Source organism: Azospirillum canadense, assembly GCF_025961225.1.
Classification (GTDB): Bacteria; Pseudomonadota; Alphaproteobacteria; order Azospirillales; family Azospirillaceae; genus Azospirillum; species Azospirillum canadense.
On record NZ_JAOQNG010000001.1, the window covers coordinates 2494165 to 2509691 of the forward strand.

At 68.2% G+C, this 15527-nt stretch carries 12 protein-coding genes; 4 read left to right on the forward strand and 8 right to left on the reverse strand.

Annotation, left to right across the window (positions count from 1 at the left end; genetic code table 11):
- Positions 1 to 26: 26 nt before the first annotated feature.
- Positions 27 to 2348 (reverse strand): ATP-dependent helicase, encoded by a 2322-nt coding sequence (locus M2351_RS11865; protein WP_264656264.1) that lies wholly within the window; start codon positions 2346 to 2348, stop codon positions 27 to 29.
- Between the two features lie 552 nt (positions 2349 to 2900).
- On the opposite strand from M2351_RS11865, the gene M2351_RS11870 reads away from it, so the two are divergent.
- Both M2351_RS11870 and M2351_RS11875 read left to right on the forward strand, forming a co-directional pair.
- Entirely contained in the window at positions 2901 to 3590 is a 690-nt protein-coding gene (locus tag M2351_RS11870; RefSeq protein ID WP_264656265.1) for a LuxR C-terminal-related transcriptional regulator, read from the forward strand.
- A gap of 268 nt (positions 3591 to 3858) precedes the next feature.
- On the forward strand, positions 3859 to 4524 hold the full coding sequence (locus M2351_RS11875; RefSeq protein ID WP_264656266.1) for a response regulator: 666 nt from the start codon (positions 3859 to 3861) through the stop codon (positions 4522 to 4524).
- A gap of 110 nt (positions 4525 to 4634) precedes the next feature.
- Here M2351_RS11875 and M2351_RS11880 read toward each other — a convergent pair whose 3' ends face one another.
- Both M2351_RS11880 and M2351_RS11885 read right to left on the reverse strand, forming a co-directional pair.
- Positions 4635 to 5393 carry an alpha/beta fold hydrolase gene (locus M2351_RS11880; protein ID WP_264656267.1) on the reverse strand — a complete coding sequence of 253 codons (759 nt, stop codon included), beginning with the start codon at positions 5391 to 5393 and terminating at the stop codon, positions 4635 to 4637.
- 422 nt (positions 5394 to 5815) lie between these two features.
- Entirely contained in the window at positions 5816 to 6379 is a 564-nt protein-coding gene (locus tag M2351_RS11885; RefSeq protein ID WP_264656268.1) for a hypothetical protein, read from the reverse strand.
- 268 nt (positions 6380 to 6647) lie between these two features.
- Between M2351_RS11885 and M2351_RS11890 the strand changes: the two genes are divergently transcribed.
- Complete coding sequence (locus M2351_RS11890; protein WP_264656269.1) at positions 6648 to 7091, forward strand: YccF domain-containing protein; 444 nt, start codon at positions 6648 to 6650, stop codon at positions 7089 to 7091.
- 74 nt (positions 7092 to 7165) lie between these two features.
- On the opposite strand, the gene M2351_RS11895 is transcribed toward M2351_RS11890, so the two are convergent.
- Together M2351_RS11895 and M2351_RS11900 are read right to left on the reverse strand one after the other, a co-directional pair.
- Entirely contained in the window at positions 7166 to 8317 is a 1152-nt protein-coding gene (locus M2351_RS11895) for a DUF3095 domain-containing protein (protein WP_264656270.1), read from the reverse strand.
- Positions 8318 to 8473: 156 nt separating this feature from the next.
- Entirely contained in the window at positions 8474 to 8914 is a 441-nt protein-coding gene (locus tag M2351_RS11900; RefSeq protein WP_264656271.1) for a CBS domain-containing protein, read from the reverse strand.
- Between the two features lie 468 nt (positions 8915 to 9382).
- Between M2351_RS11900 and M2351_RS11905 the strand changes: the two genes are divergently transcribed.
- Positions 9383 to 9721, forward strand: coding sequence for a hypothetical protein (locus M2351_RS11905; protein WP_264656272.1), 339 nt, complete (start codon positions 9383 to 9385; stop codon positions 9719 to 9721).
- Between the two features lie 212 nt (positions 9722 to 9933).
- On the opposite strand, the gene M2351_RS11910 is transcribed toward M2351_RS11905, so the two are convergent.
- From M2351_RS11910 to M2351_RS11920, 3 genes are all read right to left on the reverse strand, one after another.
- Positions 9934 to 11133, reverse strand: coding sequence for an acetate/propionate family kinase (locus M2351_RS11910; RefSeq protein WP_264656273.1), 1200 nt, complete (start codon positions 11131 to 11133; stop codon positions 9934 to 9936).
- Between the two features lie 14 nt (positions 11134 to 11147).
- Positions 11148 to 12545: a bifunctional enoyl-CoA hydratase/phosphate acetyltransferase gene (locus M2351_RS11915; RefSeq protein WP_264656870.1), complete on the reverse strand. Its 1398-nt coding sequence runs from the start codon at positions 12543 to 12545 to the stop codon at positions 11148 to 11150.
- Between the two features lie 518 nt (positions 12546 to 13063).
- Positions 13064 to 15334 (reverse strand): sensor histidine kinase, encoded by a 2271-nt coding sequence (locus tag M2351_RS11920; protein WP_264656274.1) that lies wholly within the window; start codon positions 15332 to 15334, stop codon positions 13064 to 13066.
- Positions 15335 to 15527 lie beyond the last annotated feature (193 nt).

The window sequence follows — 15527 nt, forward strand, 5'->3', positions numbered from 1 at the left end:
GCCCCACCCAACTCCCGACGCTTCCCTCACCCCGCCTTCTCGGCGGGCACCACGAAGCTGTCCATCACCTTCTTCACGCCGGCGTGGTCGAAGTCGATCTCCAGCTTGTCCTGCTCCACCGCGGTGACGGTGCCGTAGCCGAACTTCTGGTGGAACACCCGCGCCCCCTTGGGGAAGGGAGCGTTCGGCCGGGCGCGCGGCTCCACATGGTAGGAGCCGCCGTCGAGCGTGATGGTGCGCGGGGCCGGGGGCTGTTGGCGAGAGGCGCTGCGGAAGGCGGAATAGGCGGAGGATTCGCGGAAGCCGCCGCCACCAAAGCCGCCGCCGTAGGCGTTCCCGCCGCCACCGCCGGGGTAGAGGCCGCTGGCGGCCTCCGCATCGACGTGGTCGTTCGGGATCTCCTCCACGAAGCGGGAGGGGATGGCGCTGACCCAGTTGCCGTAGAGGCGCCGGTTGGCCGCGTGGCTGATGGTGGCGCGCTTGCGGGCGCGGGTCAGCCCGACGTAGGCGAGCCGCCGCTCCTCCTCCAGGCCGGCGATGCCGGTCTCGTCCAGCGCGCGCTGGTTTGGGAACACGCCCTCCTCCCAGCCGGGCAGGAAGACCATGTCGAACTCCAGCCCCTTGGCGCCGTGCAGGGTCATCACGGTGACCTGGTCGGTCCCGGCGGCCTCCGCGTTCTCCATCACCAGCGCGACGTGCTCCAGGAAGCCTGGCAGGTTCTCGAACTCCGCCATGGCGGTGATCAGTTCCTTCAGGTTCTCCAACCGGCCAGGGGCCTCCGGCGTCTTGTCCTGCTGCCACATGCGGGTGTAGCCGGATTCGTCCAGGATCGTGCGGGCGAGGTCGGTGTGCGGGACCGTCGCCATCATGGTGCGCCAGCGGAAGAAGTCCTGGAGCAGAGCGCGCAACGTCGCGCGCACCTTGGGCTTCAGTTCGTCCGTCTCGGTCAGCGCCCAGCCGGCCTCGGTCAGCGACACGCCGCGCCCACGCGCCGCCTGATAGAGGCATTGCAGCGCCGCCGGGCCGATGCCGCGCTTGGGCAGGTTGATGATGCGCTCGAACGCCAGGTCGTCGTCGGGCGAATGCACCACGCGCAGGTAGGCCATGGCGTCGCGGATTTCCTGCCGCTCGTAGAAGCGCGGGCCGCCGATCACCCGGTAAGGGAGGCCCAGCGTGATGAAGCGCTCCTCGAACTCGCGGGTCTGGAAGCCGGCGCGGACCAGCACGGCGATCTGGGAGAGCGGGGTGCCCTGGCGCTGCAGGGCCTCGATCTCGTCGCCGACCCAGCGCGCCTCCTCCTCGCCATCCCAGACGCCGCGCACGCGCACCGGGTCGCCGCCGTCGGCCTGGGTCCAAAGCGTCTTGCCGAGCCGCCCCTTGTTGTTGGCGATCAGGCCGGAGGCGGCGGCCAGGATGTGGCCGGTGGAGCGGTAGTTCTGCTCCAGCTTGATCACCTTGGCGCCGGGGAAGTCGGCCTCGAACCGCAGGATGTTGCCGATCTCCGCCCCGCGCCAGGCGTAGATCGACTGGTCCTCGTCGCCGACGCAGCAGATGTTCTTGTGCGCCTGGGACAGGATGCGCAGCCAGAGATACTGCGCCACGTTGGTGTCCTGGTACTCGTCGACCAGGATGTACTTGAACTTGCGGTGGTACTCGGCCAGCACGTCCGGGTGCTTCTGGAAGACGGAGAGGTTGTGCAGCAGCAGGTCGCCGAAGTCGCAGGCGTTCAGCGTGCGCAGCCGCTCCTGGTACTGGCGGTACAGCGCGACCACCCGGCCGCCGGCCACGTCGCCGCCATCGGCCTCGCCCAGCTTGTCCGGGGTCAAGCCGCGGTCCTTCCAGCGCTCGATCACGCCCAACACCTGGCGGGCCGGCCACTTCTTGGAGTCGATGTTCTCGGCCTCCAGAAGCTGCTTGATCAGGCGGATCTGGTCGTCGGTGTCCAGGATGGTGAAGTTGGACTTCAGCCCCACCAGCTCCGCATGGCGGCGCAGGATGCGCGCGGCCAGCGCGTGGAAGGTGCCGAGCCACCACCCCTCCGGCTCGATCCCCACCAGATGGGCGACGCGCTCGCGCATCTCGCGCGCGGCCTTGTTGGTGAAGGTCACCGCCAGGATCTGGAAGGCCGCCGCCCGGCGCGTCATCAGCAGGTGCGCCAGCCGCGTCGTCAGGACACGCGTCTTGCCCGTGCCGGCCCCGGCCAGCACCAGGACGGGGCCGTCGAGCGCCTCCACCGCCTCGCGCTGGACCGGGTTCAGGCCGTCCAGATAGGCGAAACGCTGCATCGGCGTGGGTGCCGGCGGAGCGGCGTGGCTCAGCGGGTCGTCATAGGCGTAGGGGTCGGACATGAGGCACCGGATTCCTGAAGAGCCCCCGTATATAGCACGCGCGACGGCGCATCGAACCCCTTCGCTGGATGAAACGGGCGCTGGATGAAACGGGCCCTGGATGAAACGGACCGGATCCACGCCGAACGGCCGACCATACGTATGCTTAGCGTCAGTCGGCCGAATCTCCATCGCGGTTAGGCTGTGCGACCTCGGTCTTACATCGACAGCCGCAAATCGCTTCGAGACATGTTCCCAAAAACGCGCCAACGTCACAAGAAAATCACAGGTTTCTTCATCGGTTTGTCTCAGTCATTATTCCACATCTGAAACGCAACGATCAACCGATGAGCGTTTTGTCTTATTTTGGCTTATGACATATGCCCATTGCGAGACACGACTTCTCCTTTGGGGAAATTTTAGTTTCCGCAAATCCGAGGTAAGGTGCATTCAAATCGTGGCACCCCGAAGCCGAACGGTCAGCCGCCCGAAGCGGTCCATCGGCGGAGTGGGTGTCCACGGACGAGACATAAGCGCAATCGACTTGAACCAAACAGAAGGCGGGTTGGAACAATGGATCCCGTGAACGTTTTCCTCATCGATGCGAACAAGCTCTTCCGCGAAGGCATGAAGCGCCTGTTCGAGACCACGCCTTTCCACGTGATCGGCGAGGCCGGCAGCCTGCGTGAAGGCGTTCCGGCGGTGGAAGCGGCCGGCACCCGCCCCGAACTGATCCTCATCGATCTCGCCAACGGCAGCGACGACGAGGTGGAGTTGATGCGCGAACTGCGCACCGAGCACCCGGACATCCGCATCGTCATCCTGACCACCGACCTGTGCACCCGCCGCCTGTCGGGCGCGCTGGGCGCCGGCGCCGACGGCTACCTGATGAAGGACATCGCCTGCGAGGCGCTGATGCAGTCGCTGAAGCTGGTGATGATGGGCGAGAAGGTGTTCCCGACCCATCTGGCCGAGCTGCTGGTCAGCGGCCGCACCGAGGAGCTGGCGACCGAGGTCCCCGCCCGCCGCAAGGGCCTGTCCCAGCGCGAGATCCAGATCCTGCGCTGCCTGCTGAACGGCAACTCCAACAAGATGATCGCCAATCACCTCCACATCACGGAGGCGACGGTGAAGGTCCATCTGAAGAGCCTGCTGCGCAAGATCAACGCGTCCAACCGCACCCAGGCGGCCATCTGGGCGCTGAACAACGGCATCGGCGACCAGCCGGCCGAAGCGGCGGGGGTCAGCGCCAGCGTGGTCTGACGCACCGCTCCCCCTCTCTCCATCCGGTGATCCAGGACGCCGGCCGCGCCATCCCGCGGCCGGCGTCCTGCCGTTTTGCAGCACCCCCCGTGCGGGGCGGCATCCATAGGAGGTGCGTCATTCCCGACGTAGGTGGTGCGCCATAAGACCAAAGACACTCTTCCACGCTGGCGTTGCTTGGATATCCTGCGCAAGACGGCGCAATTTGTTTCTATCTTGCGGCGCAGCAGCAAGGAAGACCATGGACAAAACCTTGGATAAGCCCGCCTTGAACGTTTTGCTCGCCGACGATCATCTTCTTTTTCGTGACGGCTTGCGCCGCCTGCTGGCTCAGTCGAACGAGAACATGACCTTTTTCGAGGCGAGTTCTTTTGACGACGTACGGCGGATGTGCGACGGCGAAACCGCCTTCGACCTGATCCTGCTCGACCTCGGCATGCCCGGCTGGACGGGATTCGAAACGCTGGGGGAGATCCACGCGCGGCTGCCGCGCACCCTGCTGGTGGTGGTCTCGGCGTCGGAGAAGCGGTCCGACTTGCTGGCGGCGCTGGAGAACGGGGCGGCCGGCTTCATCCCGAAGTCGAGCAGCGCCAAGGTCCTGCTGGGTGCGCTTCAGCTCGTGCTGGCCGGCGGCGTCTACCTGCCGGAGCAGGCGATCCGCGGCGAGCGCATGACCGACCACGGCGCGGCCTACAACGTGGGTGGCGGAGGAGCCGGCGAGGACGACGCGCTGGGCCAATTGGCCGGCAGCGAGCAGCTGACGCCGCGCCAGCGCGACGTCCTGAACCGCCTGCGCGACGGCAAGTCGAACAAACAGATCGCCCACGAGCTGGGCCTGACCGAGGGCACGGTGAAGGTGCACGTCACCGCCATCCTGCGGCAGCTCGGCGTGCGCAACCGCACGCAAGCGGCGATCACCGCAAACGGGTTGTGATCGCTTGGAACCGTAGGTTGGGTGCAGCGTCAGCGGAACCCAACATCGCCGTAATCGCGGGGTGTGTTGGGTTTCGCTGACGCTGCACCCAACCTACAAGGCAACCAAGCTTACGCCCCGCCGCGTTCCACCGCGGCGACCAGGGCGGACAGGGCGGTGCGGACGGCGGGCTCGTGCTTGGTGGGCTGGACATGGTCGCCGGGCACGGTGACCACGGTCAGGTTGCGGCAACCCGACAGGGCCTGTTCCAGGAAGGGCGTGCCGAGCACGCCGGGCGGTTCGTCCTTGCCCTGCACCAGCGTCACCGGCACGCGGATGGACGCCAGCAGCGGCCCCATGGACTGAAGCTCCGCCGCGGTGCTGCGGATGGCTGGCGGCATCAGCCGGGCGGCGAGGCGGCGCAGGACGCTGGGCCGCACGGCCTCGGCGACCGTCGGGTCGATCAGCAGCAAGCCGCCGACGAGATCCGGGAAATCGAGCGCAGCCCGCAGGGCCACCGAAACGCCCGTGCCGCAGCCGACCAGCAGCGGCTTGCGCGCCCGCCGCAGCGTCAGGAGCGGACGCAGCGCCGCCGCCTGCAGGCCGGGGTCACCGCCACGCACCAGGGATGCCCCGGAGGTCGGCGCCGGATCGGGACGGGCGACCGACACCCACTCCTGCCCCGCCGGAACGGCGCGCAGAAGGCGGTTCCAGGCCCGCGCCTCGCTGGAATTGGCGTGCACCAGCACGATCCGGCGACCCGCCGGGTCGCCCGCGACGATGCAGCCGGCCCCGGTGTCGCGGGCGCCGCAGCGCGCCGCACCGTCGCCCGACGGCATGATGCCGAATCCGGCACTGGCGTGCCCATCGGCGCTGCTGTGAATGGTCAAGGCCTCGCCCCCGGTTGGCTTCCTCTTGGGCGGGGCTCACCCCCGCCTTTGAGTCCGAAGGTAACGATCCGTTCACATCCTGTCCCGTACCATAAAAAGGCCTGAAAAGGCGCGAACTGTGGCCAGGAACACAGGAAAAATCCGTTTTAAATCCCCTTTATGGGCTCTTTCCGCCGAAAATCGACGCGATGACCGGCGGAAAGTCTTATCAACGGATCGTTCAGGGCACCTCTAAAGCGAACTTCCGTTCGCTTTAGATTCATATGGCCTCACTCGCCGGCTCTCAGCGGATGCCTATGGCATCCGCCTGCCGCCAGCGGGAACGAAGTTCCCGCGAGAGGCCGGGCTTCGACCGCCAATCTCTGAACAGAAAGCTGGCGGCCGGGACCGCGGTCGCGGTCCAAAGCGGATCGCAATCCACTTCAGTGGATCGTCGCTCCACCGGCCGGCAGGACCGTTTCCGGCGCCTCGTCGCGCGGCTCGGTGGGGCGGTGCAGTTCCCGCATCAGGGTGCGCCATTCCGGCACGCCGCCCAGCTGCTGGATCAGCTGCGTGGAAAAGGCGAAGACGGCCAGCTCCAGCGGCGTGTTGTCCTCCGCGTGTGCGTTCACGGTCAGGCAGGACTCGGCCGCGCTGACGAAGATGGCGGCGGAGATGGCGAGGTTGGGCCCCGGGGCCGGCAACGGCACCGGATCAGGCTCGTGCCCGGTGGTGCGCAGGGACGACATGTTCTCCACCAGCAGGCGGGTGCGGATCGCCGTGTCGATGGCCGCGGCCATGGTGTAGCCGGCCTCCGCCTCCGCGGCGGAGCGCAGCAGGCGCAGGCCGGCGACGATGCCGTGCACCACGTCGGCGGTGGCGGCGCGCTTGGTGGCGGCGACGACGGCCGTGCCGAGGATGGCGTTGACCACGGGCGCCATGGTGGCGGTTTCACCCGCGATGGCCGCGACTTCCGTGGACTCGTCGTGGATCTGGACCTCGTTCATGCGGCCTCTCCTCCGATCGTACCGTGGTTGGCGTGCAGCGCGGACTCCGCTCCTTCGAAAACCAGGCGTCCTGGTTCAAGAATCCGTTTCGGGTGAGAGCGTTTTTTGCTCAAAACTTCCCCTTTCGAACTGTGGCGCGCGGGACCGTCCTTCAAGGGGCCGAAGGTCTGCGCCGGGTGCCTCTTTCGATGCGCCACTTTCCGCGACCCCACCCCTGGGCGCACCGGCCCCGCATCCCCACATCTGCGGGCAGAAGGAGATAGACCCCATGCCCCTGATCAACCTGCTTCTCAACGTCCTGTGGGTGGTGACCGGCGGCATCTGGATGGCCGCGGGATGGCTCCTCGCGGCCGTGCTGATGGTCATCACCATCGTCGGCATCCCGTGGGCGCGATCGGCGGTTACGATCGCGTGGTACACGTTGTTGCCTTTTGGTCAAACCGCCGTCCGACGGGATGAGTTCCGCGGCCGCGAGGATATCGGCACCGGCGGGCTGGGCCTCATCGGCAATGTGATCTGGTTCGTGCTGGCCGGCTGGTGGCTGGCGATCGGCCATTTGCTGGCTGCGGCGGCGCTCGCCGTCACCATCATCGGCCTGCCCTTCGCCTGGGCGCACCTGAAGCTGGCGCTGCTGGCGCTGTGGCCGATCGGCACCGAGATCGTGCCCGTGGACGAGGCGGAGACGCGCCGCCGGATGATGGGGCGCGCGTAAGAACTCACCACAGAGGCACGGAGACACAGAGAAGACACCCCTCTGTGTCATTGTGTCTCTGTGGTTGAAAATCTTCAGGACGCTTCTTTCGCCTTCATCCCCTTCAGCATGACCGAGGCGCGCCAGAAGCCGAGTTCGGCGCCGTCGACGAAGTGAACGTGCCTATCGGCGGCGAAGTCGCCGACGAGGCAGGTCACGGTCGTCGACGGCGCCCGCGCCGTGCCGTAGCGGATCAGCCCGGCGTCGGCTTGGGCGCGCAGCAGGGCGTCGATGGCCGCCGCCTCGGCCTCCGTCACGTCGAGCACGAAGCGCGGGCCGCCGGCCGACTTGCGAAAGTCCGACCGCTCCGCCAGGGAGCGGCGGTAATGGTCCGGGTCGAAACGGGATGAGTGCAACCCAAGTTTCAGCATCGTCGCGAGCACCGCCGATTTGGCGAGCGCTGCCGCCATGCTGGCGATCCGGCGCCCGCGCGGGCGGGTCCGCGATTCCAGCCACAGCGACCGCCAGGAGGGCGGCCAGCAGACCTCCAGCCGCTCCCCCATGCCGAGGGGGGCGGCAACGGCCGTGGGCACGATCCGCTCGATGTCCGCCTGGACGCGGGCCAGCGTCGCCAGCCCCTCCGCCCCGCCGGACAGCGGGTCCACGATGACGCACAGGATGGTGCCGCGCCCGGCGCGCACTGGGTTCCAGCGGCAGGACAGGGCCTCCAGCCCGGTCAGGGGGCCGGGCGCGGGCGTCACGCTCCAGCGCGGGTCGGCCTTCACCCAGGCGTCGGCGGCGGCGACCCCGCTGCCCAGGAACAGGCCGAAGGCGTTGCCGTTGCCGAAGTCGTGCAGCGCCGCCAGCACCTCCAGCCCCTGGTCGAGCAGAGCGGAGACGGGCACCAGCCCGACGCGGAGCGGCACGTCCATGTCGGTGGCCGCCCAATGGGCGAGCGCCGCCAGCGCCGCGCGCGCCGCCGCCTCCCGCCCGGGGGGCACGGCGGCGATGGCGCCGTCGCCGCCGAACTGGCAGGCAGCGGGCTCCGGCGCGTCGCGCACCGCCTCCGACAGGACGGCGACCACAGCCGCAGCCACGAAGTTCACGTCGCGGTGACGGCCTTCGGCGGCGAGCCGCGTGCTGGCCACCACGTCGGCAACCGCCAGCGACCAGTCGGCGCCCAGCGCCGCGTAATGGCCGGGGTCCGTCGCCTCCGCGGCGAAATCATGGATGGACGGCAGGCGCATTGCTGGGGTCCGGCAGGGGGCAGACGATGGCAATGTACGCCCGCGGCGGTCCCGGGCGGAGCGCAAAAACGCCGCCCCACGAAGACGTGAGGCGGCGTCCGCCGTCTGTGAACGGCGCGTGCCCAGTCACATGATGACGTCTCACATGATGACTTCTCACATGATGACTTCGGTCAGGCTGTCCATCATCTCCTTCTCGCGCTCCAGCACCGTCAATTCCTCGCCCATCATGTCGCGCATGGAGACGACGCCGATGACATGGCCGTTCTCGACAACCGGCAGGTGGCGCAGGTTGTTGCCGGCCATGCGGCGCAGCGCCTCGGCCACGCTGGTGGCGGGATCGGCGGTGATCGGGCACGGCGTCATGACCATCGACAGCGGCGTGTGGTCCGGGTCCAGCCCGTCGGCGACGACGCGATCGGTCAGGTCGCGTTCGGTGAAGATGCCCTCGATGTGCTCGTCGATGGGCGCCGTGACGATGACCGACGCCACGTGCGCGGCCTTCATCTGGCGCGCGGCCTCGCGCACCGACGCGCCGGCCGGCAGGCTGACGACGCGGTGCTGCCCCAGAAGTTCCCCGATATTGCGGTGCATCATGGCTGCCCTCCTCCGACAGTCGAGAATTGACTTGGCCCGAATTGACTGGGCCCGGCTTGATTGAAGCGGCACGCAACACGCTGTTCTTGAGGCGATTTCGCGATCACTTTGCGTTTGCACACTGTTTTCCGCGACTGCGAAGTGATCGCCCTCTGCTCGTCTTCGATGGAACAAACGTGTGAAATGATGAAAGACTAATCACTTCCGGTGCCTTGGACGAGCGCTGGAACCCGAAGCCCTCGTCATGGTTGCCATGCTTGCACAACATGCGACAAAAGCGCCCATCAATGGCTGCAAAGGCTGGCCGTGGCACGGAAAATCAAGCGACCGAACAGCGTGGTCGACGGGTTAACCATTGCTAAAGGAATAGCGACGAAATTTGACGAAATTGAAATCCGGGTGCCGGGTATTCTTTGATCCGGATGTTGTAGGGAAAGGGCCTGCGCTTCGATGTCATGGCTGTCGAAATTGAGCGGACGTGGCAAAGGCGGCGCCGCAGGCCAGACCGCCCCGAAGGAGCGCTCCTCGAACCCGCCCTACATCCGCGTCGACCGGCACGAGTATCTGCCGGAAGAGTTCGCGCTGGGATCGTTCCGCATCCGCCCCTATGACGGCGACCTGATCGCCAAGCAGCAGTTCGACTTCCGCATCGGCTTCGAACTGGCGAACGAGACGGTGGAGTTCGCCTGCCGCGGCATCGTCGTGAAGATGACCGAGGAAACCGGCCTGGTCGCCCGCTACCAGCACCCACAGCCCTTCTATGAGCGCAAGCTGATCGAGTACCTGCGGCTCTGGAAGGGGTTGTGAGGGGACATTACTGACGGGTGATGTGCTCGCGTTGGGCCCCCACCCTAACCCTCCCCCACCTTCGGCGAGGGAGGGAACTCCGCCGCTCCCGCGCTTAACTCCTCCCCCCGCGAAGTGGGGCAGGTTGGGAGGGGGGCCCAACGAAGCAACGCCACACAACAAAAAGCCCGCCGTCTTGCAACGGCGGGCTTTTTTTCTTGGCGAAGACGGGATCAGGCGGCGACCGGGTCCAGGGCTTCCTGGGTGTGCAGGGCGATCATCTGTTCCTCGTCGGTCGGGATGACGTAGACGGGGATGCGGCTGTTCGGGGCGGAGATCAGCGGGCCGTTCGCCTCGTTGGCGGCCGGGTCGATGACCACGCCGAGCCAGGCCAGCTTATCGCCCACCCGTGCCCGCACGGGGACGGAGCGCTCGCCGATGCCGGCGGTGAAGACCAGCGCGTCGATGCCGCCCATGGAGGAGGCCAGCGCCCCCGTCTCCTTGGCGATGCGGAAGCAGAACAGCTCCACCGCCTCCGCCGCGTGGGGATCGGCGCTCTCCAGCAGGGCGCGCATGTCGTTGGACACGCCCGACACGCCGAGCAGGCCGGACTTGTTGTAGAGCAGCTTCTCGATGGCGTCGGCGCCCAGTCCCTTCTGGCGCATCAGGTAGATCAGCACGCCGGGGTCGATGGTGCCGCAGCGGGTGCCCATGGGCAGGCCGTCCAGCGCCGTGAAGCCCATGGTGCTGTCCACGCTGCGTCCGGCGTGGATGGCGCACATGCTGGCGCCGCTGCCGAGATGGGCGACCACCACGCGGCCGTCGGCCAGCGCGGGGGCCAGTTCCGGCAGGCGGCGGGCGATGTACTCGTAGGACAGGCCGTGGAAGCCGTAGCGGCGCACGCCCTCCTCCGTCAGCTCGCGCGGGATGGCGAAGGTCTGCGCCTGCCAGGGCTGGCCGCGGTGGAAGGCCGTGTCGAAGCAGGCGATCTGCGGCAGCTCCGGGTGCGCCTCGGCCAGCGCGCGGATGGCGGCGAGGTTGTGCGGCTGGTGCAGCGGGGCGAGCGGGACGAAGCCTTCCAGCTCCTCCATCACCGCCGCCGTGATCAGGACCGGGGCGGCGTAGCGCGTCCCGCCGTGCACCACGCGGTGACCGGCGGCGACCAGCTTCGCCCCATCCAGATGCTCCTCGATCCAGTCGAGCAGGAAGCTCAGCAGAGCCGTGCGGTCCGACGGCTCCTCCGCGCCCCAGGAACGCGCGCCGAGCGGGCGCTTGTGGGCGTCCTTGGCCTCGAAGGTCGGCGCCGTGCCGATGCCCTGGATCTGGCCGTTGATCGCCACCGCCACCGACTCCCGCCCGGTTTCCCGGAAGACCGAGAACTTCAGGCTGGAGGAGCCGGCGTTGATGACGAGGATAGCGTTGCCTTGCGTCATGGCGACCCCCTCCGTCACTCGGCCGCAGCGGCGGCGCCGCGACGGCGGGCGGCGGCGGACAGCACGGCCACGGCGCAGCTCGCCAGGCGGGTGCGGACATTGTCGGCGCGGCTGGTCAGGATGATCGGAACCCGGGCGCCGAGAACGATGCCGGCAGCGTCGGAATTGGCCAGGAAGGACAGCTGCTTGGCCAGCATGTTGCCCGCCTCCAGGTCCGGCACCAGCAGGATGTCGGCCTTGCCGGCGACGTCCGAGGTGATGCCCTTGGTTTTTGCGGCCTCGGCGGAAATGGCGTTGTCGAAGGCCAGCGGGCCGTCCAGGATGCCTCCCTTGATCTGGCCGCGGTCGGCCATCTTGCAGAGGGCTGCGGCCTCCAGCGTGGAGGCGATCTTCGGGTTCACCGTCTCGACCGCCGACAGGATGGCGACGCGCGGCGTCTCCACGCCCAGCACCTTGGCGAGGTCGATGGCGTTCTGGACGATGTCGACCTTGTCTTCCAGCGTCGGGTAGATGTTGATCGCCGCGTCGGTGATCAGCAGCGTGCGCGGGTAGGTGGGCACGTTCATCACGAAGACGTGGCTGAGGCGCCGGCCGGTGCGCAGGCCGGTCTCCTTGCGGACGACCTCGGCCATCAGCTCGTCGGTGTGCAGGCTGCCCTTCATCACCGCCTCGCACTCGCCGACGCGGGCGAGCTTCACGCCGGTCTCGGCCGAAGCGTGGGAGTGCGGCACGTCGACAATGCGGTAGCGGCTGATGTCCAGACCATACTGGTCGGCAACCGACTTGATCTTGGACGCCGGACCGACCAGCACCGGGTCGATCAGGTTGGCCTCCGCCGCCTCGACGGCACCCTTCAGCGAGGACTCGTCGCAGGGGTGGACGACCGCGGTCGGGACCGGAGGCAGGGATTCGGTCTTGCGCAGCAGCTCGTCATGGCCGTCGTGGCGGATCACCTGGACCTGCGGCAGCTCGTGGGCGGCGCGGCGGACCTTCTTGGTCGGCGCGATCACCTCGGCGAGGCCGGACACGACCTCCTTGCCGTCCTGGTTGCGGGCGACGCAGTCGAAGACGACGATGTTCTTCTCGTCGTGCTTCTCCTTGGCGGTGACCGTCACAGTGATGACGTCGCCCAGGCCGACCGGGCGCTTGAAGCGCAGATCCTGGCCCATGTAGATGGTGCCCGGCCCCGGCAGCAGCGTGCCCAGCACGGCCGAGATCAGCGAGCCCGACCACATGCCGTGGCCGATCACCTTGTGGAACAGGCTGTCCGCCGCGTATTCCTCGTCCAGGTGGGCGGGGTTGATGTCGCCCGAGACGGTCGCGAACAGCTCGATGTCGGACATGGTCAGCCGCCGCGACAGGCTCGCCTGCTGGCCGATCCGGATTTCTTCGAAGGTGACGTTTTCGATCATGGCATTCGAGCCGTTCTTGCCCAGGTCGTTCGTGATGGCGGCGGTGGCGGTGACGGTGTCCATAGAGAAGCTCCTAAAGCGGATAGCGGCCCGGAAACCTTGTGGATCCTTGGGATCCTCGGCCGAATCCTCCCGGCCTGCGGCTTGGGACGGCCGCGGCCTGCTTTTTGGGCCCCGCCCGCCGTCCCCGGACGGGACCGCGCGCAAAGCCGGTGGGCATCCTGAATAGCGCGACACCATGAAAGGGATGTGACAGCCGCGGACGATTCCCGGGCGTGTTGCAGTGCAACAGTGTCGCACCCCCGGTCGTCCACGGCCGCCGCGCCCCGGTCCACCCGGTGCCGGCCAACATCGGCCGGCCACTGCGGCCAGCGCCGCCGTCAACCACCGAAGTGTTGCCCAGGCACAGTCATACCGCGCCGCAAGATATTGCCGAATGACCTAGGTCAACGGCGTCGCAACGTACGGGCGCGTTTACTTTTCGTTAACAACTAAAGGCAGGACGTCACACGGGGCCTTCACACCGGGGCGGCGGACTCCGGCTCCTTCGGCACGGGGTGCAGGCGGTCGCCGATCAGCGGGACGGCGATGGAGAAGACCGTGCCCTTGCCGACGCGCGACCGCACCTCGACCTGGTGACCGAGGATGTGCGCGGTGCGCCGCACGATGGAGAGGCCCAGGCCGAGGCCGCGCGCGCTGTCGCGCTGGTCGGTGCCACAGCGGTAGAAGTCCTCGAAGATGCGCTGCTGCTGGTCGGGCGGGATGCCGGGGCCGGTGTCCCACACCTCGATCAGCAGTCGGCCGCCGCGGCGGCGGCAGCCCAGCAGGATGTGCCCCGCGTTCGTATAGCGGAGCGCGTTGACCAGCAGGTTGCGCACCATGCGCTCCAGCAGCACCGGATCGCTGCGCACGATGGCGGAGGTCGGCACCGTGCGCAGGGTCAGGCCCTTGCCGGCCGCCTGCTCCCTGAACTCCCGCCCCAGCCGTTCGGCGGCGTCCTGGAAGGGGAAGACGACCGGGCGCGGCTTCACGTTGCCGGCCTCCAGCGCCGAGGTGTCGAGCAGCGTGTTGAGCAGCGTGTTGCCCGACGCCAGCGCCTCCCCCAGCTTGTCGGCGACCTCCCGCTGGGCGGGGTCGGTCAGCTTGGCGGACAGGATGTGATGGAACAGGCTCATGGCCTGGAAGGGCTGGCGCAGGTCGTGGCTGGCCGCCGCCAGGAAGCGCGACTTCGCCTGGTTGGCGCTTTCCGCCTCGGCGTGCGCCTCGGCCAGCGCCTCGCGGATCATTGACGCCTCGGTGATGTCGATGGCGGCGCAGATCACGCCGCAGACCGCCCCGGCGTCGTCGCGCAGCGGCTCCACGATCAGGTCGAAGACCTGGGTGCGGCCTCCGGTGGACACGCGCACCTCTTGCCGGACGCCGATGCCGGTTTCCAACACCGCATGCTTGATGCGGTCGAGCGTCTCCACGTCCTGCGGCGCGTAGAGGTCGGCGTGGGTGCGGCCGATGTAGGTTTCCGCCGGGCGGGAGGTCTGCGGGTTGTACATCCAGATGTAGCGCAGGTTCCGGTCCTGACTGAAGACCGCGACCCGCGAATGGCGCAGCGCCAGCCGGAAGCGCTCCTCGCTTTCGCGCAACGCCCTCGCCATGGCGGCGCGCGCCCGCGCCTCGGTCTGCAGAAGCCGCTTGGCCTGGGCCTCCCGCCGGGTGTAGCCGGCGAGCGCCCCCGTCAGCAGGAGCCCCATGCCGAGCACCGCCAGCGCGGGGTAGTCGGCCGGACCGATGACGCCGCCGGGCGGCACCTCCAGCACCAGCTGCCAGCGCTGTCCGCCGACGAGGAGGGTCTGCTGGAACAGGGTCGAACCGGCGAGGCGCCGTTCGTCCTCCGCGGTCCAGGCTTCCGGGAGCGGGGCCGCCGGGGCCGAGGCCTCCACGGGTGAGGTCGCCAGGGGTGAGGTCGCGGGCGAGGCTCCGCCGGGTGGCACGTCCGGGAGCCCGGCGCCCCCCGCGGCCTGCACGGTCGCCAAGCGGCGGGCGCCGTCCGGCCCGGACATGTCCAGCAGATGGATGCGCCCGCGGGTGGGGTTCGCCCGCTGCACCGCCTCGACCAGCAGCCGGTCGACGTTCAGCACCGAGCCCATGAAGCCCGACAGCTGCGCGCAGCGGCTGTTCGGATCGGCGATTTCCGCGTTCTGCCGGTAGACCGGGATGTAGAGGACGATGTTGTGCCCGGTCCACGCGCGCCCCGTCGGGGCGGCCGCCACCGCCGAGGCCACGTCGCCAGTCGCGCAGGCACGCTCCAGCACCGCGGCGCGGCCGGGCAGCGAGCCGACGTTGACGCCGAGCCCGAAGCCGGACTCCCACTCCGGCTCGATCATCATGTTCACGTCCAGGGTGCCGTCGGGGGGAAGATCCGGCGGCAGCGGGCCGAAGGCGTTGCGGATCGTGAAATCCGCCCTGCCGGCCGCCCGCATCTCCGCCTCCAGCGCCGGGACGTCGTGGACGGCGACGCGCCGCACCCAGGCGACCGCGACCATGCTGGGAAACAGCGGCAGCATGGGTTGGATCGCGGCGGTGAAGTTGCCGCCGGTGACCGGCACCTGTCCGGAAAAGGCCGCGCGCAAAGCGTGCAGGAGGAGCGTGTGGCTGTCGACGCGCTCCTTCAGGGCGTCGTGAAGTTGGACGGCCTGCCGTTCGAACAGGGCGCGCTCCGTCTCCCGGCTGGTGGTCAGCATCTGGACGAAGGCGGCGACCGACAGAAGCAGGCCGGCCGCAACCAGGACCGGCACCGCCAGTGACCTTCGTCTGTTGCCTGTCCGAACCGCCATGGCTCCGTTCTCGCCGGAAACGCTTCAAAGACGATGTATACCGGTTCGGCGCAACGCCCGGAACCGAAAAAGACCGGAAATCCCCCGAAAGGCTTACGGGATTCCAAAATAAAGGAAACACCCGTTTAACGGAACGATCATTTGGGCGTGTTCA

Coding starts and splice junctions, on each gene's coding strand:
- M2351_RS11870 (WP_264656265.1), top strand. CDS start 2,901: ATGGATCCCGTGAACGTTTTCCTCATCGATGCGAACAAGCTCTTCCGC.
- M2351_RS11865 (WP_264656264.1), bottom strand. CDS start 2,348: ATGTCCGACCCCTACGCCTATGACGACCCGCTGAGCCACGCCGCTCCG.
- M2351_RS11900 (WP_264656271.1), bottom strand. CDS start 8,914: ATGATGCACCGCAATATCGGGGAACTTCTGGGGCAGCACCGCGTCGTC.
- M2351_RS11890 (WP_264656269.1), top strand. CDS start 6,648: ATGCCCCTGATCAACCTGCTTCTCAACGTCCTGTGGGTGGTGACCGGC.
- M2351_RS11910 (WP_264656273.1), bottom strand. CDS start 11,133: ATGACGCAAGGCAACGCTATCCTCGTCATCAACGCCGGCTCCTCCAGC.
- M2351_RS11915 (WP_264656870.1), bottom strand. CDS start 12,545: ATGATCGAAAACGTCACCTTCGAAGAAATCCGGATCGGCCAGCAGGCG.
- M2351_RS11885 (WP_264656268.1), bottom strand. CDS start 6,379: ATGAACGAGGTCCAGATCCACGACGAGTCCACGGAAGTCGCGGCCATC.
- M2351_RS11895 (WP_264656270.1), bottom strand. CDS start 8,317: ATGCGCCTGCCGTCCATCCATGATTTCGCCGCGGAGGCGACGGACCCC.